At 46.2% G+C, this 26536-nt stretch carries 25 protein-coding genes; 5 read left to right on the forward strand and 20 right to left on the reverse strand.

Annotation, left to right across the window (positions count from 1 at the left end; all coding sequences use genetic code 11):
- Positions 1-13: 13 nt before the first annotated feature.
- The 3 genes from ACX9NY_RS11205 to ACX9NY_RS11215 all read right to left on the reverse strand — a co-directional run bounded on the left by ACX9NY_RS11205 (position 14) and on the right by ACX9NY_RS11215 (position 2930).
- On the reverse strand, positions 14-781 hold the full coding sequence (locus ACX9NY_RS11205; RefSeq protein WP_472478602.1) for a DeoR/GlpR family DNA-binding transcription regulator: 768 nt from the start codon (positions 779-781) through the stop codon (positions 14-16).
- A 137-nt stretch (positions 782-918) separates the two neighbouring features.
- Positions 919-2049, reverse strand: coding sequence for an NADH-dependent flavin oxidoreductase (locus ACX9NY_RS11210; RefSeq protein WP_339241941.1), 1131 nt, complete (start codon positions 2047-2049; stop codon positions 919-921).
- Between the two features lie 203 nt (positions 2050-2252).
- On the reverse strand, positions 2253-2930 hold the full coding sequence (locus tag ACX9NY_RS11215) for an SOS response-associated peptidase (RefSeq protein ID WP_091016984.1): 678 nt from the start codon (positions 2928-2930) through the stop codon (positions 2253-2255).
- Between the two features lie 228 nt (positions 2931-3158).
- On the opposite strand from ACX9NY_RS11215, the gene ACX9NY_RS11220 reads away from it, so the two are divergent.
- Positions 3159-3680, forward strand: a complete 522-nt coding sequence (locus ACX9NY_RS11220) for a zinc metalloprotease (RefSeq protein ID WP_339241939.1) — start codon at positions 3159-3161, stop codon at positions 3678-3680.
- 43 nt (positions 3681-3723) lie between these two features.
- On the forward strand, positions 3724-4395 hold the full coding sequence (locus tag ACX9NY_RS11225; RefSeq protein ID WP_472478603.1) for a hypothetical protein: 672 nt from the start codon (positions 3724-3726) through the stop codon (positions 4393-4395).
- Between the two features lie 136 nt (positions 4396-4531).
- Here ACX9NY_RS11225 and ACX9NY_RS11230 read toward each other — a convergent pair whose 3' ends face one another.
- Positions 4532-5395, reverse strand: coding sequence for a helix-turn-helix transcriptional regulator (locus tag ACX9NY_RS11230; protein ID WP_472478604.1), 864 nt, complete (start codon positions 5393-5395; stop codon positions 4532-4534).
- Between the two features lie 175 nt (positions 5396-5570).
- On the opposite strand from ACX9NY_RS11230, the gene ACX9NY_RS11235 reads away from it, so the two are divergent.
- Positions 5571-7565, forward strand: coding sequence for a beta-galactosidase (locus ACX9NY_RS11235; RefSeq protein ID WP_472478605.1), 1995 nt, complete (start codon positions 5571-5573; stop codon positions 7563-7565).
- 135 nt (positions 7566-7700) lie between these two features.
- Here the strand turns inward: ACX9NY_RS11235 and ACX9NY_RS11240 are convergent, their stop codons facing one another.
- The 4 genes from ACX9NY_RS11240 to ACX9NY_RS11255 all read right to left on the reverse strand — a co-directional run bounded on the left by ACX9NY_RS11240 (position 7701) and on the right by ACX9NY_RS11255 (position 14775).
- Positions 7701-9611 carry an AraC family transcriptional regulator gene (locus tag ACX9NY_RS11240; RefSeq protein ID WP_472478606.1) on the reverse strand — a complete coding sequence of 637 codons (1911 nt, stop codon included), beginning with the start codon at positions 9609-9611 and terminating at the stop codon, positions 7701-7703.
- Positions 9612-9815: 204 nt separating this feature from the next.
- Entirely contained in the window at positions 9816-12362 is a 2547-nt protein-coding gene (locus ACX9NY_RS11245; protein ID WP_339241930.1) for a beta-mannosidase, read from the reverse strand.
- 246 nt (positions 12363-12608) lie between these two features.
- On the reverse strand, positions 12609-13640 hold the full coding sequence (locus ACX9NY_RS11250) for a LacI family DNA-binding transcriptional regulator (protein WP_339302835.1): 1032 nt from the start codon (positions 13638-13640) through the stop codon (positions 12609-12611).
- Between the two features lie 187 nt (positions 13641-13827).
- Positions 13828-14775 carry a DMT family transporter gene (locus ACX9NY_RS11255; RefSeq protein ID WP_472478607.1) on the reverse strand — a complete coding sequence of 316 codons (948 nt, stop codon included), beginning with the start codon at positions 14773-14775 and terminating at the stop codon, positions 13828-13830.
- 132 nt (positions 14776-14907) lie between these two features.
- Between ACX9NY_RS11255 and ACX9NY_RS11260 the strand changes: the two genes are divergently transcribed.
- Positions 14908-15816, forward strand: coding sequence for a LysR family transcriptional regulator (locus ACX9NY_RS11260; protein WP_472478608.1), 909 nt, complete (start codon positions 14908-14910; stop codon positions 15814-15816).
- A 48-nt stretch (positions 15817-15864) separates the two neighbouring features.
- Here ACX9NY_RS11260 and ACX9NY_RS11265 read toward each other — a convergent pair whose 3' ends face one another.
- From ACX9NY_RS11265 to ACX9NY_RS11285, 5 genes are all read right to left on the reverse strand, one after another.
- Positions 15865-16062 (reverse strand): hypothetical protein, encoded by a 198-nt coding sequence (locus ACX9NY_RS11265; protein WP_339241922.1) that lies wholly within the window; start codon positions 16060-16062, stop codon positions 15865-15867.
- Positions 16063-16093: 31 nt separating this feature from the next.
- Positions 16094-16576, reverse strand: a complete 483-nt coding sequence (locus ACX9NY_RS11270; RefSeq protein ID WP_472478609.1) for a tetratricopeptide repeat protein — start codon at positions 16574-16576, stop codon at positions 16094-16096.
- Between the two features lie 270 nt (positions 16577-16846).
- On the reverse strand, positions 16847-17704 hold the full coding sequence (cyoE, locus tag ACX9NY_RS11275) for a heme o synthase (protein WP_339260651.1): 858 nt from the start codon (positions 17702-17704) through the stop codon (positions 16847-16849).
- A gap of 157 nt (positions 17705-17861) precedes the next feature.
- The gene (locus tag ACX9NY_RS11280; RefSeq protein WP_339260649.1) at positions 17862-18428 is read right to left on the reverse strand and encodes a hypothetical protein; all 567 of its coding nucleotides are present in this window, start codon (positions 18426-18428) and stop codon (positions 17862-17864) included.
- Between the two features lie 289 nt (positions 18429-18717).
- Positions 18718-19071: a DUF3243 domain-containing protein gene (locus tag ACX9NY_RS11285; RefSeq protein ID WP_310334611.1), complete on the reverse strand. Its 354-nt coding sequence runs from the start codon at positions 19069-19071 to the stop codon at positions 18718-18720.
- A gap of 255 nt (positions 19072-19326) precedes the next feature.
- On the opposite strand from ACX9NY_RS11285, the gene ACX9NY_RS11290 reads away from it, so the two are divergent.
- Positions 19327-19536, forward strand: coding sequence for a hypothetical protein (locus tag ACX9NY_RS11290; RefSeq protein ID WP_339241912.1), 210 nt, complete (start codon positions 19327-19329; stop codon positions 19534-19536).
- A gap of 135 nt (positions 19537-19671) precedes the next feature.
- Here the strand turns inward: ACX9NY_RS11290 and ACX9NY_RS11295 are convergent, their stop codons facing one another.
- The 7 genes from ACX9NY_RS11295 to ACX9NY_RS11325 form a co-directional block, all read right to left on the reverse strand.
- Positions 19672-20583 carry an NAD(P)/FAD-dependent oxidoreductase gene (locus ACX9NY_RS11295; protein ID WP_339241910.1) on the reverse strand — a complete coding sequence of 304 codons (912 nt, stop codon included), beginning with the start codon at positions 20581-20583 and terminating at the stop codon, positions 19672-19674.
- Positions 20584-20966: 383 nt separating this feature from the next.
- Positions 20967-22598 carry an S-layer homology domain-containing protein gene (locus tag ACX9NY_RS11300; RefSeq protein ID WP_472478610.1) on the reverse strand — a complete coding sequence of 544 codons (1632 nt, stop codon included), beginning with the start codon at positions 22596-22598 and terminating at the stop codon, positions 20967-20969.
- 215 nt (positions 22599-22813) lie between these two features.
- Complete coding sequence (locus ACX9NY_RS11305; RefSeq protein ID WP_339241906.1) at positions 22814-23413, reverse strand: nitroreductase family protein; 600 nt, start codon at positions 23411-23413, stop codon at positions 22814-22816.
- A gap of 153 nt (positions 23414-23566) precedes the next feature.
- Positions 23567-23815: a hypothetical protein gene (locus ACX9NY_RS11310; RefSeq protein ID WP_339260642.1), complete on the reverse strand. Its 249-nt coding sequence runs from the start codon at positions 23813-23815 to the stop codon at positions 23567-23569.
- 136 nt (positions 23816-23951) lie between these two features.
- Positions 23952-24809: an AraC family transcriptional regulator gene (locus ACX9NY_RS11315; RefSeq protein ID WP_472478611.1), complete on the reverse strand. Its 858-nt coding sequence runs from the start codon at positions 24807-24809 to the stop codon at positions 23952-23954.
- A 71-nt stretch (positions 24810-24880) separates the two neighbouring features.
- Positions 24881-25429, reverse strand: coding sequence for a glutathione peroxidase (locus ACX9NY_RS11320; protein ID WP_342572690.1), 549 nt, complete (start codon positions 25427-25429; stop codon positions 24881-24883).
- A 196-nt stretch (positions 25430-25625) separates the two neighbouring features.
- Complete coding sequence (locus tag ACX9NY_RS11325; RefSeq protein ID WP_472478612.1) at positions 25626-26522, reverse strand: carbohydrate ABC transporter permease; 897 nt, start codon at positions 26520-26522, stop codon at positions 25626-25628.
- Positions 26523-26536 lie beyond the last annotated feature (14 nt).

Genomic DNA, 26536 nt, shown 5'->3' on the forward strand with positions numbered 1-26536 from the left:
ATTCCTTTCTGATTTACACACGTATACACGTAATATTTTGCTCGATTAATGCGTTAACTTGCTCTTCATCTACACCCTGATCTGTAATCACTTTCGCCACACTGCTTATCTCAGCGACTCTGGTAAATGCCTGTATATTAAATTTGCTGGAATCGGCAAGTAATATGACTTCATCCGCAATCTGGATCATTTTCTGCTTCACCAAGGCCTGTAATTCATTCGATTCACTGATGCCTTTAGTCAGATGCACCCCTTTACAAGACAAAAACACTTTATCGACATGATACGCATCAAGCGAACGTTCCGCCAGCGGTCCTACAAAAGACAGTGACTTCGAAGCCAACTGCCCACCTGTGGCAATCACACGAATCTGCTCCTTGTTACTCAGCTCTGCGGCCACTTTAATCGAATTAGTTAATACCGTCAGTGTAATATTCGGCAATCCTGCCGCCATGTACCAAGCCGTTGTACTTGCATCCAGGGCGATCCGGTCGCCGGATTCCACCATGTTCACCGCTTCGCTTGCAATTCTGCGCTTCTCTTCTGCATGGGCTACAGCCCGTTCCGGGTACGGAATCTCCGACTGTAACTCTTCCTTGTATTTTACGCTGACCGCCCCGCCATGGGATCTTCTGAGCCTGCCCGCCTGTTCGAGCTTGTCCAGATCACGACGTATCGTCTCTTCTGTCACCCCGCAGCGCTCACTAAGTTCGGTTACACGCATGCTGCCTTGCGTATCCACCCATTCCACTATTTTCTCATACCGTTCAGCTACGAGCATATTTCTTCACTCCAAACCGTTGATTATCCAGTTGATCCTGTTCATCCATCATACCACAGTGCGATGACAAGGAGAATTTGGATCATGTGCAAAAGGAGGGAGCTTTCGCCCCCTCCATTTTAGTTCTGAAGTGTATATTATTTATCTTCTGCCATAGGGAACCAACCCGGTGTGTGGATGATTGCATTCCACAACCCGTCAGGGATAACCAGACGTTCCTGATCCGATTTCGTCAGAATCGTTGCAATATCTTCTTCACGTCCGCTCTCGATTTTCTCGACCCAATCCGGTTCAATAATCAGTTCACGTCCAATGGCAAGCAAAGGTACTCCCGTTTGAAGGGCCTCAGCGGCCTCATCAGCCGTATGAATCGCACCTACGCCAATCACAGGCAATTTGCCGTTCACTCGATCCAGGATGAATTCCATTCTTGAACGTGTATCGGCTTCGCCGCGTCTTGGCTTGGACCAGAATTCGTTCAGGGAAACGTGCAGGTAGTCGAGATTTTTATCTTTTAATGCATCCACCAGTGCATACGTATCTTCCATTGTAAGTCCCGGTGTTTCCGGTTCTTCCGGGGAGAAACGGTAACCAATGATGAACGGCAGTTTGGTATGTTCGGCAACTACTTTTTGAATCTCATCCACGACAGCAAGCGGGAAAGTAAGACGTTTCTCCACACTTCCGCCAAAGCGGTCTTCACGTCGGTTGGAATGCGGGGAGAAAAATTGCTGGATCAGATAACCGTTCGCACCGTGAATCTCAACACCATCAAATCCGGCTTCAATTGCACGACGTGTCGCTTCACCAAAGTCTTTGATAATGGAAGTAATCTCGGCATCCGTCAATTCTCTTGGTTCAGGCGAACCTGGACGCTCACTCGCAACCGCACTAGGAGCAACTACTTGACCCGCAGGTACAGCTTGTTCAGGCGTCAGACGGCCCGCATGGAAAATTTGCAATACGGCAACGGAGCCCTGTTGTTTCATGGTTTCAGCCAATTTTTTCAGACCAGGAATGAAGCGATCATCATAGACACCAAATTGAGCGGGGAAACCAATGCCATACTCGGTTACATGCCCTACAGCCGTAATCGACATGCCAGCCCCACCGGTGCGTCGTGCATAATAGGCGAGTTCAGCGTCGGATATGGTACCATCCGCATTCGAGGACATATGAGTCATGGGAGCGAGCACGATACGGTTTTTCAGTGTAATACCAGTCGGCAGTGAAACTTGTTCAAACATCTGGTTAAACTTTGGATTCATTCGTGGTTCCCTCCTGATTATAAATATCTCTTTTAATAGATATATGAATATATGCGTTCACTTACTGTAATGATTATAGTTACGTTTGACTGCAATTGCAACTTTTCATTTTCAGAAAGAAAAAAGAGCAGAGTGTCTCCAGACTCTCGGCCCCTTCATCTTCTTCATTCTATCCCAAGTCCTTCACGCTATCCAATGGATGTTCAGAAACTCCGAACGTAAGCCAGCTTCTGATCCATCTCTTCTACGCACTCGTAACAGTCGTGTTCATCGTTGGCGACCATTGGGGTGACTGGATACAGATTCATCTCTGTACTATTATACGATTTCAATAGCGGTAACAATTGAGTCACCCGTGTATTCGCCGGGTCAAGCCAAGTATTGATCTCTTCTTCGGAGAGGATCGCCGGCATTTTACTGCCAAACTCGCGTGTAACCATGTTCGCGCCTGTCATAAGCATCGTGCAGGTACGAAGCGGCTCTTTACGTGTATCTCTCCACACCTCGTATAACCCAGCAATGCCGAACAGACCGCGATCTGGCATGACAACACGAACTGCATAACTTTTCTTGCCCTCTTGCCGCCAGTAATATAGTCCATTGCAGGGAATAACGCAGCGCTTGGTCTCTACCAGTTTGTAATAGGAAGGATTCTCATGCACCGTCATGAGATTCGCGTTAACGGCATCACGACCCCAAAATGGTATGAACCCCCACCGAAACTCATCCAATACACGCTCGCCATCCTGATGTAAAATAATCGGCGTATGCTGGGTTGGGCTGATATTGTATCGGTTTTTGTAATAATACATCACTCGCTGAATCTTGAAATGATCTCTGACTTCGTCCAAATCGGCTGCCAATGAAAAACGGTTGCACATATTCAAGCACTACCTTTCCCTGTGAGAAGTTGGATGTATTGTTTGTAACTTCAGGGAAATTATGCATGCATATTGAACAGAAAATGACTTATTTTGACACCATTAGGGTCTGAACAAGCGTTATTTCATGTTTTTCACGACAAAAACAATGACCTCGGACTCATTTCAATCTAACTATTCCTTGTTACTATAATAGAGATTAAAATACATTTATTGGAGGTTTTTAGTATGAAAAGGAAGTTTTTGATGAGCATCATGTTGTTCTCGGCAATTGCGATGTTCGGCAGTACCATCTATGCAGCGACCTTTCTGACCTACGGTTATCCTAGCACCACCATCCCCATTCGCACGTATAACTACACCTCCGCATGGCAGGCCCCTATGGACGCTTCCCTCGCGAACTGGAACAATGCTGGTGCCAAAGTTCAATTCACCAAAACAAGTAATTCCCCTAATACCATCACCGTAGGAAACTTCAATAACACAGCGTATGGTGTCAACTACGCCTCTGTATCCGGCAGTCAAGTCGTAAGCTTCCGCATCGAACTCAATGCATCCACCATCACCCCTGACGCGACCAACTTATCCAACTTCATTCAAAGCGTATTCGTCCACGAACTCGGTCACTCCATCTGGCTCGGTGACAACCCAACAACAACAAGCCCTTCCATTATGTCATACTCCCGCAACCGCAATTCCATGACCAAACCTCAGACTTTTGATATCAATAACGTAAGATCCAAGTACTAATCCATTACGATCTCATCCCAAAATCCAAGGAGGATACCTGTCCATGAACAAAAATCGAGTATTAATACTGCTTCTCTCTTCCATTTTCATTCTATCTGCTGTTGGATGTTCTTCTGTTACACCTACTGCTTCCTCGTCGAATGCACCCATGACCATTATTGCTTCTGAAGATTACCCGAGTTATGCCAGCATTGGCGACCTGTCCGAGAGAGCAAACACCATTGTTAAGGGTAGTGTTATTGAGACTCGTGTGGAGGCTATGAACGATATCGTACACGTTACCGATGCTGTGAATGAAAACGAGTTGACCCCCGCGTCCGATCCGGGTGGAGAGCCGTCTTCTTTTGACAAAATCTATACGATCCATACCATTCAGATTGCCGAATCCTATAAGGGCATTTACAAGGCCGGGGAGAACATTGAAGTGAAGCAACTTGGCGGACAATTGGGCAACACCGAGATTATTAATGATGACAACCTCAAGCTGATCCCTGCCAGAGACTATGTACTTTTCTTAGAAACGTATGAAGACACCCCCGCCAGCCTGCTCAACTCTGTTCAGAGTCTCTACGTGATCAAACCTGCCGGCAAGTCGAATCAACCCGGCCAGCAACAATCTCAGTCAGAAGTCATTGTGAGCGCAAACCCAGAGAATGACCTTTCACTACAACTTACGGATCTGCAAGAAATTCAGAATGAACAAAAGAACCAATAACTCTTATACGGCAAACACAACGCTATTTCATCTGCGTCAGGCAGCTAATCCCCTCTACTGTTCAGTCATACATAAGCATAAGAGAACCGTGCCGCTCAGCATACTGGGCAGCACGGTTTTTGAGTTTAATGTGGATTCAGTCCTCTGCTGATATAGCGTCTGCCTCTCCACTACCTGATCTATAGAGCAGCCTGAATTGCTGCGGCGTCATTCCAATGTAAGTACGAAACATACGAATAAAGTAACTGCTGTGCGTGAATCCGCATTGGGAAGCAATCTGCTTCACTGTCAGATCTGAATCGGCCAGACTTTTCTTCGCCGCCAGCATACGGCAATCCAGCAGATATCGGCCCGGGGGAACCCCCATGATGCTTTTGAACATGCGATTAAAATAATACACACTGTATCCCGCGGTATTTGCCATGTCGGCAAGACTGAGCGGTTGCGTACAATGACGACGGATGTAATCGGCCGTTGAACGAATCGTATCCTGATGACTCAGTATAGAAGTCCCCGCCAGCGACTCCGAATTTCTTGTAAGTTCCACCAGTAACTCATACAGCACAGCAGACAATCTGGGTTCATGCACACTCTCATAATGTCTACCAAGCTGGCATAATTGTTCATGCAGCGCCTCGAAGCGTTCGAATCCTGAAAATGAAAACAGCCAAACCTTGTCTGGACTGCGGAGGTCCAGCAATCGCTCCAGATCATAGGCTTGTAGATGAATCCATCTGACATCCCAAGGATCCGAGGGATCAGCATAATAATGTTGAGCTTGTCCTGGTGCATATAGAAAACCTTGTCCAGCCACCAACCGCACGGTTCCCTGTTCTGTTCTGACATATCCCTGTCCACTGAAAATCAGATGCAGATTGTATTCCCGTATCCCGTCTGGACGATGCTCCTCATGCTCTGGATCGAGATATCTTCCATAGGCCAGCGGATAACAGGTGTACCCGGCGAATCCCGGCTCAGGCATAAACCAATGTGTTCGCATATGTTCAACCCCCTGGTTACGTATAGGATATGGAGATACAGATACTAAATAGCAAGATCATGATATCCTGTCGCAACATGTTGTTATATTCCCTTGTTATTATCCAGTATACAATGAAATAGACTGATGCAAAATTCACAAGATCATGATGCTTATACTAAAGGAGAACAACGATATGAATACATACCTTCCCGTGCAAATGGGCGTGGATTATTATCCAGAACATTGGGATCCTTCCCTGTGGGAACAGGATGCCCGTTTAATGGCTGACAGCGGAGTGCGCATTGTGCGTGTGGGTGAGTTCGCCTGGAGCCGAATGGAACCCACTGATGGACAATTTGAATGGGCATGGCTTGATCAAGCGATTGATACCTTACATCGTCATGGACTGCAAATTGTAATTGGTACACCAACCATGACACCCCCACGCTGGCTTACGGAAAAATGTCCTGATGTTCTGCCTTTGCTTCCAAATGGTCAACCATATCACGAAGGCATTCGGGGTCATCGCTGTTATAACAGTCCCAGTATGCGAACATACAGTGCAAGAATTGTGCAAAAACTGACTGAGCGCTATGCTGAACATGCGGCAATCATCGGCTGGCAGACCGATAACGAATTCAGCTTCACGGATTGTCAGTGCGCCGCTTGTGCCGAAGCTTTTCGTGAATGGGTTCGTGTTCGCTACCACAGTCTGGATCAGCTAAACCAAGCTTGGGGGACTGTCGTCTGGAGTGGTGAATATAGCGATTGGGAACAGGTTACGCCGCCGTATGGAGGCTCCTCGTTCCAGAACCCTTCATTCCTGCTGGACTACTCCCGTTTTCAATCGGATTCCATTGTGGAATTTCAACATATTCAGGTCGAGATTATTCGTCGCAATTGTCCTGCGCATTTTGTAACCCATAATTTTCACAGTTATCCGCAAAAGGCGGATCAGTATAAAATCGGTCAGGAGCTGGACTTCGCTTCTTTTGATTATTATCCGAACCCTTCACCGAACAAAACAGATACCGCACCATACAGCGGCGCGCTCTCTTTGGATCTGACACGCGGCATTAAACGCCGCAACTTCTGGATCATGGAGCAGCTGAGTGGCCCTCCGGGATGCTGGTTTCCGATGTGGCGTACACCGCAGCCCGGCTTCCTGCGTGCTTACGCTTGGCAGACGATTGCTCGTGGAGCCGATGCGGTTGTGCATTTCCGCTGGCGGAGTGCACCTGTGGGAGCGGAGCAGTTCTGGCATGGGCTGATTGATCACAGCAATGTTCCGGGGCGACGTTTCAAGGAGTTTCAACAGCTATGTACCGAAGTGAACAGACTCAGTGAGCGACTACAGGGTTCAACATTGCATAATGAAGTTGCGATTCTGCATTCGCATGATCAATTGAACGCCCTTCGAATTCAGCCACAAGCCGAAGGACTGGAATACTACGAAAATATGAAGGTCTGGCATCGCGCGTTGACCAAATTGGGCATCAGTACGGATGTTATACACCCTTCGGAGCCACTGGATGGCTATAAAATCATCATTGCTCCGCATCTGTACCTGCTGGATGAGACTACAGCAGAATGTCTGCAATCCTTTGCAGCAGCCGGAGGCATCTTGGTCTTAACCCATCGCACGGGTGTCAAGAACGACAATAACGTCTGTGTCATGGCACCGCTCCCAGGTCTGTTATCTAACTGTAGTGGTGTGCGGGTTACGGAGTATGATCCTGTTGGCGGGGATACCGTTCAGATTCGTGACGACCAAGGTCATCTCTATGCTGCTTCTCAATGGGTGGATGTACTGGAACTGGACACGGCGCAGCCGGTCGCTGTGTATGCCGATCAATTTTATGCCGAAAGTGCCGCTGTGACCCGGAATCACTGGGGTAAAGGTGAGGTTTACTATGTGGCAACCCAGCCGGAAGAAGCGTACTTGAGCCAGTTATTGCGAAGCATCGCAGAAGGCTGTGACCTTTCCGGAATTCAGACTTTGTCACATGGCGTACAGGTGACCACCCGCTCGGGTCCGAATGGAACGTTCCGTTTTATTCTGAATCTGAGCCCCGAACCTGCCTCCATTGAACTCCATGCTTCATATACCAGTGCACTGGACGGGAAACCGAAAGGACCTCATCTCGAGCTGGACGGTTATGCGATCGAGATCCTGGAAATTCAATAAATCAAGATTTCAAGATTCCATGATTCCAAACAATAAGCATCACCAATTAGAAATACATGGTTTCAAAAAACAAAAAGGCCCGCTGTGCATTTGCGTTGCACTCGGGCCTTTAACTGTGGGCAGGACGACCGTTCCTTACTTAGACGGTGTATGAAGTCCAATAATCCATTCAGCCAGATCCTGTGTCTGTTTCAGCAAGGCGATGGGGTCACGGAACCAGGATTGTTCTTCTGTCCATATGTACACTCTTCCATTTTTGACAGCAGGTAATGAACCCCAGACTGGATCTGCCTGAAGGTCTTTCAGTTGAGAATTGCTGGTCAGAACAATGTAATCTCCCGCGTATTTGGAGAGCAATTCTATCGAAAATTCATGATAAGCGCCCTGCATCAACTCGGATGGAATGTTCTTTGGTGCCTGCAAACCAAGCAATTCATAGATATTACGTCCTCCCCGGCCTGACTGATTGCCAAAAATGAAAACTTGGCGATCATATTCCTGCATTACGGAGAATGTAACGCCAGCTGGGACAACGCTCTGAACCTTCTGCTTGATTTTGGCAATCTCCTCATCGAAATCAGCCAGCCATTTCTCTGCTTCCGCTTCTTTGCCCAGGACTTCACCGAAATAGTTCACTTCGTCCTTCAGTGTGGGGAAAGTGATTGATGCAATCGAAACCGTTGGTGCAATCTTGCTGTATTTCTCATACGCGGCCTTGTCGGGATTCAATGTAATAATGAGATCCGGTTCCAGCTCCATCAATTGTTCAACGGAATCCCCTATCGTTGCAAGACCATCCATGTGACCTTCCAGATAGGGACTGTTCATCAGAAATTGCCCCCCACCGATCGGTTTGACACCAAGAGCAAGCACAGTTCCCAGATAATCGATAGCCGCCACTCGCTCTGGATGTGCAGGGATCTCCACCTCACCAAAGGTCGTTTTGACCATTTTGGTTTCTACTACTGCCGGTTGTTCGGGTTCAGCCGCGACCTCGGATGTTTCTGCCCCCTGCTGGGCTGTTCCACAAGCACTCAATGTGAGTACAAGCGCAAGCGACATAATCGCTGATTTGAAATGGTTAAACATATGGATTTCCTCATCTCCAATATATTGATAATGATTATCATCATCAATTAAAGGATAACGTTCCTCCCGGCCTGTTACAATGGATTCATTTGTTGCATATAATGCACTTTTTGAAACTGATTTCGAATGCTCCTGTTGCTTCAACCGATATTGTCCCGGTGTAATGCCGGTCTCTTTTTTAAATATGCGATTGAAATAGAACGGGTCCATATAACCCACGTACGCAGCAATCTCCTGTAATGAAGCTTCCGTGGATGCAAGCAAACTCCTTGCCTCACCCATTCGTAACCGAATCACATATTCTGTCGGTGTACATCCCGTCTGCTCCTTGAATTTGCGTGATACATATTGCGGACTGTAACTCAAGGACTGGGCAAGCGAATCAAGCGAGATCGATTCCCTATAATGAGCTTTGATGTATCGCAAAACCTGATCGGTAAGCGAAGGTTGCTGAACTTCGTTAAGCATGCGACTCCGCTGTAACAATGCAATCTGTACCAGTTGAAAGAAGTACACTTTGACCTGAATTTTGCCCACTTGCTCCTGCTCTGACCAGCATTCATGTATATTCCGAACAAGCTCGCGCAGCTCAAGTGCATGATCCGGGGCTGTCGCCCAGGACTCTTCGAACGGATTGCGCTGGTTCAGCATCATTCGGTACTCCACCAGCACGTTGGATGGCAGCGTGGATTTGTATAAAATCAGATGCACCTCTGTCACCCCGGTCGCTTCAAGGGTCAGACGCCTTCCTTTTCCTCCGTGCAGCAGCAAGAACTGGCTTGTGGTCCATACCTCTTCATCCAGCCACACCTGCCCCCTGCCTTGAACATACACAAATGCACTGGTCGGTAACACATAATTACGTATGAACTCGTTGGTTTCCAGTGATATAAGACGCACATCAAGCACGCGAACCTGTACCTGATCCCACAGCTTGATGTCATTCTGAATTCCCATATAGACTCCCTTTCCTAAGTACCGATCATGTACAATTCATAGCATTGTGACTACAAACCCACTTATTAATTGATAATGATTATCAATTATAGCAATGATGGCATCATCTTTGAAGCCTACCTCCGTTTTTGCTGGATGACGTAAAAATAAAAACGGTCGAAATCCCTCTTATGAGAGATCTCAACCGCCCTGATGTTAGCCTGATTATCGTTTGATAAAGTCAGCCATGGAACGAACCTGAATGAGTCCTGTATTGGAAGCCGCATCGGCAGATTGCAGCCCTTCTCTGGAAGTAAACTGCACCTTCACCGGGATGCCAGGAATGAGATCGAAGAAGTTGTCCGAGAATACACCTTCCGCTTCTGAAGCGATCCATACCTGTTTGGCAAGCACATCACTTTCCAGCACCAGATGGGCACCAGCCTCATCCGAAACTTCAGTTACTTTAATGTGTGCAGGATTCAACGCAAGATCTTTGGATGGTGCAAAGTAATGCTCCTGCACAATGTCCGCTGCGTCATTCTGCTTCAGATCAATCCGCAGCAACGTTGTTGCTGCATCATGTCCTTCCAGCCATTCAGCCTGGCTTAGGGATAACACCTGCTGACCCGAGTTCGAAGCCACTGTTACTTCATGATTTTCTTCACGATACACCGTGCCATCGAATCCAATCAGTCTAACCTGCAATTGACCCTTCACTGGCTCAAGTAGATCCGAGATGATATATATATCTGTCGTATCTTCCTTGGTTCCATCTACGGATACCAACACATCGCTGAAGCTGCGTTTCGCATAATATTGCAATGCTTTCCAACGACCAAGATAGTCCATTCCTGCCCATGAAGCCACAGGCCAACAATCATTCATTTGCCAGTAAAGTGTGCCCATACAGAATGGTTTACGGCGACGATGCGCCTCAATCGCGGTCTTCATCGCTTCCGCTTGAAGTACCTGACTCATATACAGGAACGATGGAAAATCCTTCGATTCATGCATGTACATATCCATGTATTGTTTGATCAGACGATTGCCTGCCCCATTCTTCTGATGGGCGAGCATGACTTCTGATTCCAGCGCCAGATCCTCTTCTTCCGCGTACGTGCGGACTGATTTGTACTCCGGGAACGACTGAAATCCGTATTCGCTCATGAAACGACCCACATGCACGTTGTAGTTTTCGAACGGTTCTACATTGTGCCATACACCCCAATAGTGAATATCACCTTCGGCTGTGGACGGGTGAGCATGTTGCTTCTCATCCCCTGACAGGGATACAAGTGGTGAAGAAGGCCAGTAATCCACACCTGGAGCATACGCTTCAACGACTTCTGGCAGCAGATCATGGAAGATGGCTTCGTAATCGGCCCAAATGCTCTCACGCTGCTCGGCAGTAAATTCCTTTTTCCAACCCCAGCCACCATTCTCAACATAGTGAGCCCAAGCCGAATCAATCTCGTTGTTCCCACACCAGAGTGCAATACTTGGATGGTTGCGCAGACGTTTCACATTATCAATCGCCTCATGTCTCACACTGTTCAGGAACGCTTCGTCTCCCGGGTACATGCTGCATGCAAACATGAAGTCTTGCCATACCAGAATGCCGTATTCATCACACAGTTCATAGAAGTCATCTTGCTCATAGATCCCGCCACCCCACACACGAAGCATGTTCATATTGGACTCGGCTGCGGATACGATCTCATGACGATAACGTTCACGGGTAATTTCGGTGATGAAACTATCATTTGGAATATGGTTTGCCCCTTTGGCAAAGACCGCAACGCCGTTTAATTCAAAGTAAAAGGAGGCTCCCGCTTCATCTTTGTCACGTACCAAACGAATGGAACGAAGCCCTGTCTTCACTGTAGATTCAGCAACAGCCCGTTCACCTTGAAGCACTTCAGCAAGGAAAGTATACAGATGCGGATCACCAAGCCCACGGCTCCACCACAGTTTCGGTTCATCAATGGAGATTGGAATCTCCACAGTCTGAGTTCCGGGTTGTAGCGATACGGATCTTTCCCATCTCTGTCCATCTGCGCCGATACGAATAATCGTATCTACCGCTTGTGATGTCTCGACTTCCACAACAGCAGTTAATGAAGCTGAGGTAGCGCTTACTTCGTTTTGCTGGATATACACATCATTGATTCGTACCTGTGTCCAACCTTCAAGGCGTGCTTCACGCCAGATCCCACTCGTTACAAAACGCGGACCCCAGTCCCAACCATAGTGATACGGCGCTTTACGGGCAAAAATACTTACTCTCTTATCGCCAAGTCCGCCAACATCGGACTGATCATTGGATGCAGGCAACGCATATCCGAGCTTCTCCAGCTTCGGCAGGTCTTCCTGAATCGGCGACCGAAAGCGTATTCGAAGGTTATTGCCGTTCTCCTTTAATACAGCTTTTACATCTGCCTTCCATACTCGGAACATATTATCTGCGGATAACACATGCACCTCATTCACATACACATCCGCATATGTATCCAGGCCATCAAACACCAGTTCCAGATGTTCCTGGGAGAACAACGCTTCGGCCACGTCAAATTCCGTCTGATATTCCCAATCTATCTTATCAATCCACTGTACTTCCTTCTCGTTTGTTCCATAAAAAGGATCTGGAATCTTGCCCAGCTTCAGCAAATCTGTATGCACACAGCCGGGCACCTGAGCCGGCATCCATTCTTGATCTTCGCAAGCCTTGAACGTCCAATTCTGAAAAACCTGTGATTGTATTGTGCTCATGACAGCCTCCATTGTTGTTAGAGTTGTTAACCAATATTTTGTTAGGTTTTGTTAGTATAAAAACAAATAACTTACAAAACAAAATTAACATGATATGCTTCTTATAGTCAATCTGTTTTGTTATTTAATTTGTTAAATAGTTTCTGCATAACAAAAAAGACATGAAGCTCTAATGCTCCATGTCCCTTCACTAAACTTATTTACCTGGATGCTTGTTTTTACAATGACTCAATACGTCCTACCATATCACTCTAAACTGGCGTTATATTCATCTCGAATAATTAATTCCGAATAGATCAACTTGCGTTCATAAGGTTCGTCCCGATGCTGAATCCGCCACAACAGCTGATCTACCGCTCTGGTGCCCAGATTCTCTTTGTTGATATGCACTGAAGCAAGGATGGGTTCATCTGTCTGCGTATTGTCAAACCCGGTCACGGCACAGCGTTCAGGAACCTGAATGCCTCGGCTTCGGAGTGCCTCAAGCACGATAACAGCCGTATGATCATTCGCACACACAATGACTTCAGGGATGTCCTCCAGCTTCATTTCGGCAATGGAGCCCCGAATCTGTTCGTACTCCGCGCCCAGCAAACCTTCTTGCTGTTCCCCTGCCACCTGCTTCTCTTCCAGCACCGTACGATATCCAAGCCAGCGTTCTCTGAAACTTGCTGCATCGGGCAGTTGCCCGGCAAACTGGAACCTTCTGTACCCTTTTCCAACAAGCATGAGAACGAGTTCTTTCATACATTTCATATTGTCCGTAAAAACCGAGTCTGCGTATACGGCGGGGTCTTCATGATCTACCATGACCAGTGGAATACGCAGTCTGTAAATTTCCAGCAATACCGATGTCGAGATGGTGCCCACGGTAATGACTCCACTGATTGCTTCGGGATTAAGAACCGAGAACATTCGATCTGAAGAGGGTTCCGTCAGTGTTAAAATATCCATTCCCTTCTCATTCAACCTCTCAGAAATGCCGTCAAACACAGGCCCCCAGTACAAGGAGGATCGATTCTGAGAACGAATGTTAGGAAACAAAATCAATATGGTGCCTTGCCGCTTCGCTTCTGGCTTCATCTCCAATGACATCTGTGTCTCCAGCGCATAACGCTTCGGTTCAGTTCTGAAATACCCGAGCTGACCTGCCGTTCTGACGATCATCTCGCGTGTATGCTCACTCACACCAGGCTTGCCCGTCAGCGCACGGGAGACTGCAAATTTGGACACCCCCGCAGCATCCGCAATTTGCTGCATCGTTACTCTTTTGGCCATACTACTCACCCGTTTTTCCTAATTTTCATTCAGTGTAGCATAAAAAACAAAAATCAACAAAACAAGGTTATGTTATTCTGTTTTTTGTTAGGTCGTCAATTATCTCTTACGCAACGTGAACGATATAACCAAAAAAAGCCCTCTCCCCACCTTCTGTAGAAGATGAAGAAAGAACCTTGTCCCTTAATTATATGCCTGGTGCTCCCTGATCACCGAGTTCCGACTGTAAAACCGGGCGTTTTCGGCGCCAGAAGATAGGCTGTGGAAGTTTGATCTCTGTGATCAGAACACCGACCAACATCAGCGCTGCTCCTGCATATCCTTGCAACGTTAACGATTCTCCTTGAAAGGTAAATGCAAAGGCCGCTGCGAACAGTGGTTCGAGTGAAAAAATCAGACTTGTTCTTGTCGGTGAAGCATGACGCTGTGCGAGCGTCTGCAAAATATACCCCAAGCCACTACATAATACACCTAAGCCGAGAATCGCTGCCCAGGATTCAGCCGTATCGGGCATACGTGGCGTCTCCAGCATGAATGTAGCTGCAATTCCCCACATCGCTGCAACGCCCAATTGGACGGTTCCCAACGTTAACGGATCATGCTTCGGTGTGTACTTGCCAGCAATCATAATATAGATGGCATACACCAGTGCTGCAAGTATACACAGAATATCTCCCGTGTGCAGACTCAGCTCATGTTGAAGCGTCAGCAAGCCAAGCCCGGTAACTGCCACGAGGATGCTGAGCGTCAATCGTTTGTCCGGCATACGGCGATGCTGGATCGTTGTCAGGATCGGTACAAAAATAACGGCCAAACTTATCAAGAATCCCGCTTGGGATGTTGTTGTTCGTTGCACACCATAGGTGATAAATACAAATGCAGCGAATAACGCTGTCCCCATAACGGCCCCTGCCACAAGTGTGCCACGATTCATATTATACAACCGCCGATGAAACAGAAGCCCTGCCGCAATAAAGGCAATTCCAAAACGGAATGCGACCAGATTCAGTTCTTGCATGGACTCCAGGCCCGATTTCATAAACAGATAGGATGATCCCCAAATGACCGTTGCGAGCAGCATCTGGATGTCCGCTCTTCTCGTTGCCTGACCTTGATTAACCTGTACACCATTCATCTTGCTTCAACCTTCATTCTATGTATTCTGAGCTGTGTGATCGTGCGTCAAACTAACTCGCCTTGGCAAGTATATACGATCTCTTTGCATTATAAAAATGAATATTTATAATAGATTATATGAAATAAACTCATGTATCGAAAATGGGAAGGAACGGAACTATTCATGTCACTCATCAAATATGAAATATTGAATACCGTCGTGGAATATGGCAGTCTCACCAAAGCAGCAGAAGCGCTGAATGTCACCCAATCCGCAGTCAGCCATGCCATCGCAAGTCTCGAGACTGAATGTGGTTTTTCACTCCTCCATCGCGGCCGCTCCGGCGTACGGGTTACCGCTGAAGGTGAACGCATTCTGGGATATACACGTGAGATTCTGCGCTGGACGGAACTGATGAACCAGGAGATATCCCTCATTCGCGGCGCCGAGATTGGTACCGTGCGGATCGGCACCTTCGCAAGTGTCTCCACGCAATGGTTGCCAGGCATCCTGAAACAATTTCGCCTGCGTCATCCAGGAATTGAGATCAAGCTGTGGGAGGGCGATTATGCTGATATTGAGGGTTGGCTGGCTGGAGGTGCCATCGACCTTGGATTCCTGTCCCTTGGCGATTCCTCCCCTTTTGAGACGATCCCATTACAAAAAGACAGGATGATGTGCATCCTGCCTCTCGATCATCCTCTCGCCTCAGAGGAGTCTGTTTCGTTTGATGTTCTGCTGGAGCAACCCTTTATTCTGCCCAAGTGGGGCGGGGATAACGAGATTGAACGACTGATCCGGCAGCATGCAGCCAAACTCAATGTTGTCTATGAAGTCGCAGAAGATCAAGCCATCATGGCGATGGTCCGTAATGGTCTAGGCATCAGCTTACTGCCGGAAATGGTACTACAAAATCATACTGATGCGCTCGCACTCGTGCCGCTCGCAGGAGATCCGTACCGCACGATCGGCATGGCCTGCCCCGCTTTGGGCAATCTATCACCAGCTACGCGGCGTTTCATTGAAGAGGTGCAGCTATGGCTCGGTACGACTATGTAAGTAGTACATTCAGAAAATCATTACGTTTTTCGTTAAAATCAATTGCTCCTATCCATTACTCACAAATTGGATAACACCGAGGATTAGTAGCAGTACAAATATCACCACAATCGTGATGCCAAAGCCACTCAGGAAGCGTACGCCAGGTGAGCGTTTGTTCTGCTGGCTGCCTTCCAGGTGATCCAGCTTCTGCTCAATTTGATCTAACCTTTCATGTACCTGTTTCAGATCTTGATTGGAGTTCATATTCATCCATCTCCTTCTCTGCGTATTCGATCTATTCCCACACCCGATCCAGCTGATCTGCGTAGTAACGGATTGCTCGGTTATAGTCATTGATTCTCTTATCACTAGATGTATCTGCAAGTTGCACGAGCAATCTTTGCATCGCTTCTGCATGTTCACCCAGATTGTAGAGCACCATCGCATAGAACACCTCAAATTCCCGGTACGCCGGGAATTCTTTCAGCCCTTTTTCAAACCAAGCCTTTGCCTGCTCGTATTGTCCAAGCGTTCTGTATGTACTGCCTAGTCCGAGTATTGCACCCGCTCTATCCTCACCAGAAAGCCCAAGACTCAGTGACTTCTCATAATGCGGGACAGCTTCTCGCTCTAACCCAAGTGAATCATGTGCCCAAGCCAACTGATACCAAACATTTGCATTCTCGGGTTCCTGCCCTGTAATCTCTTGCAGAAGCTCAATCGCTTCCTGCACTTTGCCATCTTGCCTCCATCGTACGGCTTGCTCCAAATCACTCATGATGTCACTTCCCATCTTGCATTATAATTTCCACATATATGATTCAATTGTTTTATTATACCAAAAAAGCACACTTAAGAATATGTTTCAACAACTGAAGGTTGTCCAAACTCTATTCCATCGTGTGCTTTTTCATCCGGTGAAGGCTGTTATATAAAATGAACTAAAGCATATTTCCGCTGGACACTCCGATGACAGAACAACCAGATTCAGTTCAATTTATATAGTTTGAGGTGAAATTTTTCTCAAAACGTTCTGTTCAACACCTGATTATGACCATGTCGTATTCGCGACCATCACAATAAATACAAGCATGAGATAGTTCACCGAGATCAGAAAGTTTACTTTTGCCCACTTCTCGTCATCCTGTGTCTTCAGTCCGCTAAGTGTATGCACGAACCAGATCAGTCCACCGAGCAGAGATACAATCAGAAATACCAGACCAACATAGTCGTAGTAATACAACAGGAACACAGCAGGAAGCAGCAGAAAAACATAAGGAATCATCTGAAACTTGGTGCGTTTCACCCCTTTAACGACAGGCAACAAGGGGAACCCCGCAGCACGATATTCCTCTACCCGGCGAATACCCAATGACCAGAAATGTGGTGGTTGCCAGAGGAACAATAGCGCGAACAGTAACCAGGCTCCCGCATCAATTTCATTGGTTACAGATGTATAACCAATGACAGGCGGCATCGCTCCCGCAATTCCGCCGAGCGACGTGCTCCACGTTGAACTGCGTTTCAACCACATCGTGTAAATCACGATGTAAGCGAACCATCCAAGCAATGCCATCCAGCCTGATAACGGATTCACCAGGAGATACAGCACTGCTAGTCCAACAACACCAAGGACAAGGCCATACCCAAGTACAAAACCTGGCTTCAGATGGTTAATGTAATCCATCCTTTTTTTGGTGCGTTCCATCTTTTGGTCCAATTCACGGTCCCAATAATTGTTGATTACACAAGCTGAAGCAATAACCAAGGTTGATCCAATCACGACCAAGAGCAGAGATAACCATGCGATATCCCATTTTGAAGCTACCCAGAACCCTACCGCCACCGCAAACACATTTAGCCGTAGAAGTCCGGGTTTAGTTAATGCAATCATGTCTTTAAGCATGAGGCTCCTCCTGAACTATGTAAAAACGCCATTCCAATAATGATACATGTACCTACCATTAATTACAATCGCTTTCATGAATTTGTCATAACCAAAAAGCATCCCTCACCGTTCCAATGAACCGGAGGAATGCTTGAATGATGAATTTCTTCTCATTTTATGGGATGTACTGCTGTACAATTTTGGTCACTTTTCCGTCCTGCACCGTCAGATGATATGGGAATACGGACAGGTCAAGAATACGGGTATTCTCATACAACGATTCGAACTTGGATAATGTCACAGGTTCATTCCATTGAATGTCTGCGCCCTGCATCGTACCGTCTCGATCATACAACTGCATCAACACTTCAGCATTGGCACTAACCTCAACCTGTTCCTGCTCTTTGCTATCATTAACAATATAGTAACCATCAGGAGCACCATCTATACCCGCTTCCGGATTGCGCTGTGCAAAAATCGCATCAGCTTCTTCACCCTGATACCAGCCAATCTTGTCCACTGTCATAAACAATTTGCCGTTTTCCATGTGCATACCTTCAACATAGGCTGTAAACATCTCTGAGTTCGCAACCTGTGCTTCTTTGTCAGAAGGCTGTTGGGCATCTGCACTTTCTTGAGCATTCGCAGGGGTAAGCAAATATGTAGTCAGCACAATCATGCCAAGTAAAGCAACAACTGCACCGATCATTCGTAGTTTCCATTGTTTTGCCGCGTTCTTCATAGGTAACATCTCTCCTTAATATGAACGTTACTATTCCTTAACCGGAAGTCTTCCTTATCAAACGCTCAAGTGAACTATTAATTCCAACATTCTCTCTTTTCCTATCATACTTGGAACAGCGAATATAAAAGTATCAGCCAGATTAAAAATAGTTACAATGAACGTCATTACTCCTGTCTGCAGTTTCCGAAAAAGATAAGAACCCCTGAAGTCTCGTCATTCAGGGGTTCTTGACTAGTACAAGATTCTTATGTTTATTCATGAATATGCTGAAGCATGTATATTCATCTTAATGATTGGTTGTGGAGTCTTGCGCCAAACGAACGAGCATATGAGCCAGCATGTGACGTTCATCTTCCTTGCCGACATTCCAGAGTTCCTGAAGCAACTTTTCTTCACGGTTACGAGGCTCTTCGTTCGCAGCCAGATGGTCAGCTACTTTCTGGGCAATTTTAGCCATCTGTTCTTCACTTAATCCGATAGACTCGCCCATCGCAATTCGTTTACCCAGATATTCTTTGAATGCATCAAAGTTCTGTAAAATCTGTTCTCTCTCTTCCGGTGCAATCTTTTCGATTGCATTGTCCACCTTGTCTGTTGAAACCTGACCATCTTTATGGATTACATGATTTTGTTCATTCATCTGAATAACCTCCTGTATATTAGTTGTTTATTGGTTTTAACCTTTAGACTCTATAATCAACTGGTTATCTATAATATAAACGTATTGCAGAAGTTTAATCAGCACGTTCACTTTTGTATATATCTTCTATGATAAGAGCAAGTACGCGTTTCAAAAGAACTACAGCGGTTAATCGTTTACATATGTGTAACGGTGTTTGGATATGTTAAAGAACACCTTACACCTTATATAATATCGAACCAGGAGGGATTTCCCATGCGTGATAAAACCAAACCTGAGAAAACAAACGATGAACTTGAACCAGGCGTGAATACCGTTATCCATCCAGATAAACATAATCCCGGACCAACCGACATGATCGAAGGTGTGGTTGGCGATATCGTGGACAACATTCGGAAGGATTTCTCCCATGAATCGAAGGACGAGAAGGCTTCTTCCAAGTCAACAGATTCATCGGATAAATGATTGTCCTTTTTCCAGATGAAGTTAACCCAAAAAGACCTCCCGCCTATTCATGGCTTGGGAGGTCTTTTTGGGTCATGGAAAAATGATGTTCTAATTGTTCAAACTGAAATTTTATTTTGATAATGAAATCCACATTTAATCGTTTGCCATCTGCTGTAACGCCTTATGAATCCAGATCGCGGCAATGGAACCCTCACCCATCGCAACGGTTGCTTGTTCTGCGTGCAGTCCCAGATCCCCGGCTATCCACACATTCGTCGCTGCCTGCAAGCTGCGCGGATCAGCTTCTACATGTTTATTATCTGCGATCACAGCTCCAAGCTGCTCCGCCAGTTCATAGTGTACCCGATTGCCTCCAAAAGCGATAAAGCCTCGCTCAGACTCAAAGATCTGTCCATCTTCGGTCAGAACACCAGTGATATGACCATCCTCAATCTGTTGCACTTCCTGAACAGCCGCTTCCAGATAACGAACGCCCGCCTCTTTCATGCTGCGATGAAGCTCAGCAGATATGGCGGTCTGCTCATGATTGATATATAACAGATCATTTGTACGCTGAATTAAGATCATCGCCATATGGGCACCTGCTTCACCAGACCCCAATAGCACCGTACGTTGATCCTGAATCTCATAACCATCACAATCGGGGCAGACATAGACTGTTCGGCCAAGGGTCGGGGTTAATCCCGGAATATCCGGAACTCGATCCGATAGCCCCGTTGCCAATAACACCGTTTTGCTCCTATATTCAACGCCGGATGTACCTAACAATTGAATCTTCTCTCCATGACGGCCTGCTTGCACAATACGATCTTTCTCAAAAGATACACCTGTCCGCTCTGCCTGCATTCTGCCTCGGGCTCTGAGCTCTTCACCGGATATCCCATCGGGGAAACCCAGGATATTATGGTACGTCCGACACAGGGTTGATCTGCCTTCTCCCGCGTCGATGACCAACACCTGATGAGCTGAATAACGCCCAAGCTGAATGGCTGCCTGAAGCCCTGCGAGCCCTCCACCTACAATTATGCAATCAACCTCTCGCATGCTCCTTCTCCTCCTGAACTATATATATTGAACTAACAGGTATTTACACTGGTTACTCCGATGACAGAACAACCTTCCGATCGCTGTTATCCCCAGATTTTTTTTATCTTTTACAAAGGTTAAATCCGGTGATAAGCGTATGCTTTCGATGCAGCTTTCTTTCAGAAAGCTTTAGGCGCACGCTTCGCTTCTTCAGCTTCGTTCTGTCCTCTCCGTTTTGTATAAATGTTTAGTTCAATATATCTATATTTTGTCCTTATATACATTAAACCGTTCAGCCAAGCCTAAACGATTCCTCATATTGCTTATTTTATACCAAAACAAACAGACCCAAACCATCCGCCTGTATCACGGTTCGTTTGAGTCTATGCAATTCATAATGGTCAGAAGTTATATGATTCAAATCGCGAAGCATTCGAAATGGCGTTCCATACATCGGCTGTTTCGCCGCCCATATACCAGTAAGCCAGACCGGCAATCTGACGTTGTTCACTCATCAACACTTTGGCAGATAAAGAACGACTGTCCTCTGCCCATATATATCTTGGCATTCCGTTGCTGTTGTACCCAATCATATATTGAACCAGACTTGCATCCCATCGTCTTACAGATCCTGTGGCATGCGCGCGCGTTCCCTGTTCTGACAATGTAATGTCCCAAGAACTGGTTGCCGGGTTCACTGAAGACCAGTCTCGTGTGTACAACGGAAGGGCCAAAATGGTTTTGGCACGTACCACCTCGGAGAGCATAGTATCCAGTGCCTTTTCCACCCATGGAAGAGACGCCACAGATCCTGCTATCGGATCACCGTTCCAGTGTTCCTCGTATCCCATTAGCACCATATAATCCGATACAGCGCCCAGTTTGGCATAATCAAATGCCTCCGTCCAATCTGTACCCAGATCCGGTGATACATCCACAGACACCACTGCACCCAGTGCGTGCAACGTAGCCGTCAAGGAGGTCACAAATGCCGTTAACCCTTCACGATCCGCAGGATCAACATTCTCGAAGTCCACATTAATGCCGTCCAGTTTATAGGTTTTGACATAAGCAGCTACCTGTGAGATCACTGCCGCTCGGTTCGTTGAGCTGGATAACATCTGATGGGTAAGTGCCGAATCAGAACGATTCCCAAGCAATGGCCATAACTGCCTGTTTGTGGCGGATGCCCAGGAGATCAATGCAGGGTCCGTGTGATCCGTTACTTTCATACTGCTATTCAGGAAAAACCAGCGTGGGACGAGCGTATTCACTTCAGACTGTTCCACCTGCTTCTTGAATTCAGCGGTAGTGGAATTATATTGCCAGCCCAACTGAACGCCGAGTTCATCTCCACGCTGTAACTGTTCAGACCATGTTTTCTTTTGTAAGATCGCATCAAGCATGACCGCAGCTTCTTCGCGCGTTACTTGATCATGCGGTCGGAACATGCCTCCACTTCCCCGCATCAATCCAAGTTGATACACCGTCTGCACATAAGGACGTGCCCAGTCCGAGATATCCGCTGCGTCGAAATACGTTGAAGATAAAAGTGACGTCTCTACGGGCTGTTGTTTTAACATCCGAACAAGAAGAGCAGCCGCTTCTTCGCGCGTAATGGACGCATTAGGCTGGAACGTTCCCTGACCCTTTCCCTCCAGAATGAAAAGATTCGTCATGGCAGCAACGTTGCCGTAATACCAGGCATTTATGCTAATATCCTGATAAGGATTGATATTATTTTTAACGGGCTTCAAACCTAGCAATCTCACCGCAAACGTCGCAAATTCTGCACGAGTAACGGCTTTCTTCGGTTCAAATGTAGTCTCTGACGTATCGGCAGCAATGCCTTTGTTCACCAAATGTGTAATGGCATCCTTGGCATAACTCGTACGGGTATCCTGAAACTGTTGCTGCACGGCTGCAGCCTGAACGCCAGAACTGTACCCAGCCACCGACCCAAGTGTTAATAACCCACATACAGCTATCTTCCACACACGTTGATTCGTCATGTCTATTAATCTATTATTCACATCAAAAAGCCTCGCTTCATTGGATTACGATCAACTAACATCGTATCAAATTGAAGCGAGGCCGTATGTGGTTAAATGTTGGGAAATGCGAAGCTTACTTAAATCAATTTCATAACTCATTAAAATGAATTTATGTAACTAGATATAGACAAATTGAAACATTTTGATCTATATCTAACCTTGATTGAAGCAGCTAAAGGTATTATGAAATTGATTTACTTGTGTACTTTTACGCGCTCTTCAATCGGTTGGAATTGTTTCTCACCCGGTGCTGCCGTTGGTTTACCAAATGGCATCTGAGCGATCAATCTCCAGTTCTCAGGAATGTTCCACTCTTGCTTCACTTTTTCGTCAATCAACGGATTGTAGTGCTGCAAAGATGCACCCAGACCTTCTTGTTCCAGAGCCGTCCAGATTACCAGTTGCAACATACCGTTGGATTGGTTCGCCCAGATCGGGAAGTTATCTGCATAAGCTGCAAAATTCTGTTGAAGCTGTGCGATCGCATTGTTATCTTCGAAGAAGAGAACCGTACCATATCCGCTGCGGAATCCAGTCATTTTCTCTGCTGTGGATTTGAAAGCTTCTTCATTACCTACCACTTCACGCAAAATTTCTTCTGTGTGATTCCACAATTTATCATGTTGTTCGCCGAGCAGTACAACCGCACGGGATGTTTGTGAGTTAAAGGAAGTTGGTGTATACTTCACTGCTTCTTCTACGATTTCCTGGATTTTAGCATCCGAAATTGTAGATTCCTTGCTGATTCCGTAATAAGATCTTCTGTTTTTCAACGCATCAAAAAAAGTAGTCATTCTTATTCGCCTCCCAAATTTTTTTCATTTGCCAACATAGTAACTATAATATAGTAACATACATTAGTCAACAAACTAATTTATTTTCACCAAATATACGTTCACTGAAAATACTTCACCATTTTTTCCTCAAACAGCTATTAACGTTATGCTTCACTCGCCTTTTTTGCGATAATCCGCCCGGTATTTCTCTTCGGTCGACGAGTTGCTTTTTGTCTGATCCTTGTTCTTCTCTTCCTGAGCCTCCATATTCAGATCTTCCATCGGAATTGGATCTACAGTCTGTTCTTCTTCATAACGGTCAAGCAGACTTTCGTGCTCTGTCTTATATTGTTCAGGATTGTCATGGGATTGTTCCTGACGGGTATCATTGTTATTCTGATCCGGTGTGCGCTGTTTCATTCATAATCGCCTCCTGTGGTTTCATTACCTTTCTTTACCTGTTCTGCGTGTGCTCTAAACACAGTGATACGCATTCCGCGAACGAAAATCAACAAAAAAAGCCAACCAGACAAGCTGGTCAGCTTACAGAAGACTTCTATGATTGACGATGCAATTGGGTACGGTACAGATCAGGCGAACATCCCACACTTTGTTTGAACATCCGGCTAAAATGCGAAAGTCGTTTGAAACCGGACAATCGACTAGCTTCCGTCACCGTGATCTCTGGTTGGAACTGAAACAAAAGCTTGGCCTGATTGATACGACGGTCATACAGGTATTTGAATACCGTCAAACCTGTCATTTCCTTAAACATGCCTGCCAGATATGGCTTGGAAAGATGTAATTCCAGTGCCAAATCATCCAGACCAATATCCTTCATATAATGTGTATCGACATAACGAATAATATGCTGGACATGCCGCTCCTTCTCCGATGAGGGAAGTTGTTCTTCGACATCACCCTGGCAGATCTCTGCTACAAAATATAACAGATCACACAGTCTGACATTCATGCGCTCTTGTCTGAAATGGCTCTGACTCTGAGACAGACGATGAAGATCATGCAATAGAGCTTCAAATTCAGAACGGCTATCCCCCGTCAGATTGACCCGGCAATTTCTGAGTTCTTCAAATGGCCTCAGGACCTCAACTATGCGGTCAGTATGCAGACTACTTCGTATGGCAGACGGATCAAAATGCAATGTGCTTCGCTCATAAGTACTGCCAGGCTTCGGATGTGGTCGATGAAGCGTCAAGCCGTGCATTAACACCAGATCACCTGGCTTCAGGTTGTATACCCGGTCTCCTATAATGTAAGTACATTCTCCATCATGAAAATAATAAATCTCATAATGTGGATGTGAATGGAATCCATCTGACTTGCCCGGATTATATACACTGGTGGAACGATAACTATACTCCAGTGAAGCACTAAATTGCATCATGCTCGGCATATTCATGCACCTCCTGTTCGGAAGAGGGAAACGATTCTTGTCATGCCCCTGTATGAGATATCAAAGTGAAATTATAGAAGCTGTTTAATACTCTCTTGAATCTCGTCAATGGAGTCGATCGGTTCGAAGCGTCTAACCACACGACCTTCTGCATCAATCAGGAATTTCGTGAAATTCCATTTGATTGCATCTCCATGTAACCATTCTGGCGCTTTATCAGCCACCATCAATTTCAATAGTTTGGCCTGAATATCGTTTTCATCAAAGCCAGCAAAAGGTCCAGATCTTTTCAAAAAGTCGTAGAGCGGATGCGCCGCTTCTCCATTCACGTCCAATTTGGAGAACATCGGAAATTTCACACCATAGTTAATCTGGCAGAAGGATTCTGCTTCCGAACTGCTTCCAGGCTCTTGCTCTGCAAACTGGTTGCATGGGAAACCAATAATCTGAAGTCCTTGATCCTTGTACTGATCATACAGCTTCTGCATGTCATCAAACTGGTGCGTATATTTACATTTACTTGCCGTGTTTACGATGAGGACAGGTTTTCCTTCATATTGATAGAGTGGGAAACGCTCTCCACTGGTTCTGGTTACGGTAAAGTCGTAGATGGTTGGCATAAGTCTAGTGCACCTCGCGATAGTTATGTAGTCATTCAGCATCATAGTTCATTGTTAATTATATACGAAGTTTGAACTATTGTATTGCGGAAAGATCGTTATTCTCCCTTTCGACAGAAAACCCTTCCGCCGCGAAGATCACTTCGTTCAGCAAAAGGGTTATATTAAGAGAACACATTGAACATTGGTAACAGCTTCAGCCCTTCACGGCACTTCCAGCCACGCCTTGAATAATGTAATGCTGGCCTACCAAAAAGACGATAATCATCGGTATAATACCTGCCGTGGCAGCGGCCATCATGCCGTTGTAATCCACGTTGTTCTCCAGAATAAAGTTCTGCAGACCAAGCGGCACGGTATACAGGTCTTTGTCGATGAGAAACACAAGCGCATTCTCATAGTCATTCCAGTGCCAGGAGAAATCAATGATCGCAAGTGTAGCCAGCGCTGGCTTCGCCAAGGGCAGAATCAGCCTGAAGAATATACGCAAGTGTCCAGCACCGTCGATGAATGCCGCTTCCGAAATCTCTGATGGCACCGACAGGAAGAATTGCCGAAGCATAAACACCCCAAAGATCGTGAACATTCCAGGCAGGATCAGGGCCCAATGCGTATTATAGATGCCGACCCATTCGAACATGAGGAACTTGGGCACAAAGAGCACCTGCGGGGGCACCATCATCATTGAGAGATAGATGAGGAACAGTGTCTCCCGTCCTTTGAATTGAATTCTTGCGAAGCCATAAGCTGCAAACGCCGATAGAAATACAGCTCCGATCGTGCTAATTAGTGATATTTTCAACGAGTTCAGATAATACGTAGCAAAGGTATCCGCTCCGCTCCAGACCTTAATGTGATGCTCCCAGTTCAGGCTGGAGGGTATCCATTGGATGGGATAGGTGAATACGTCCGCAGGAGATTTGAACGACGTGCTAATCATCCAGATGAACGGCATAATCATCAGCAAAGCAAACCCGGACATCAGAAGTGTCAGTATGATTCTTCGAATCTGGGTTAAGGACTCCATGCGGAATTTACCTTTAGGTGCATGCGGAGCTGTGGGCCTCGCGTTTGCGGCAATTGATTTCTCCATAACGATCCCTTCCC

The organism is Paenibacillus sp. CB74 (genome assembly GCF_055687625.1).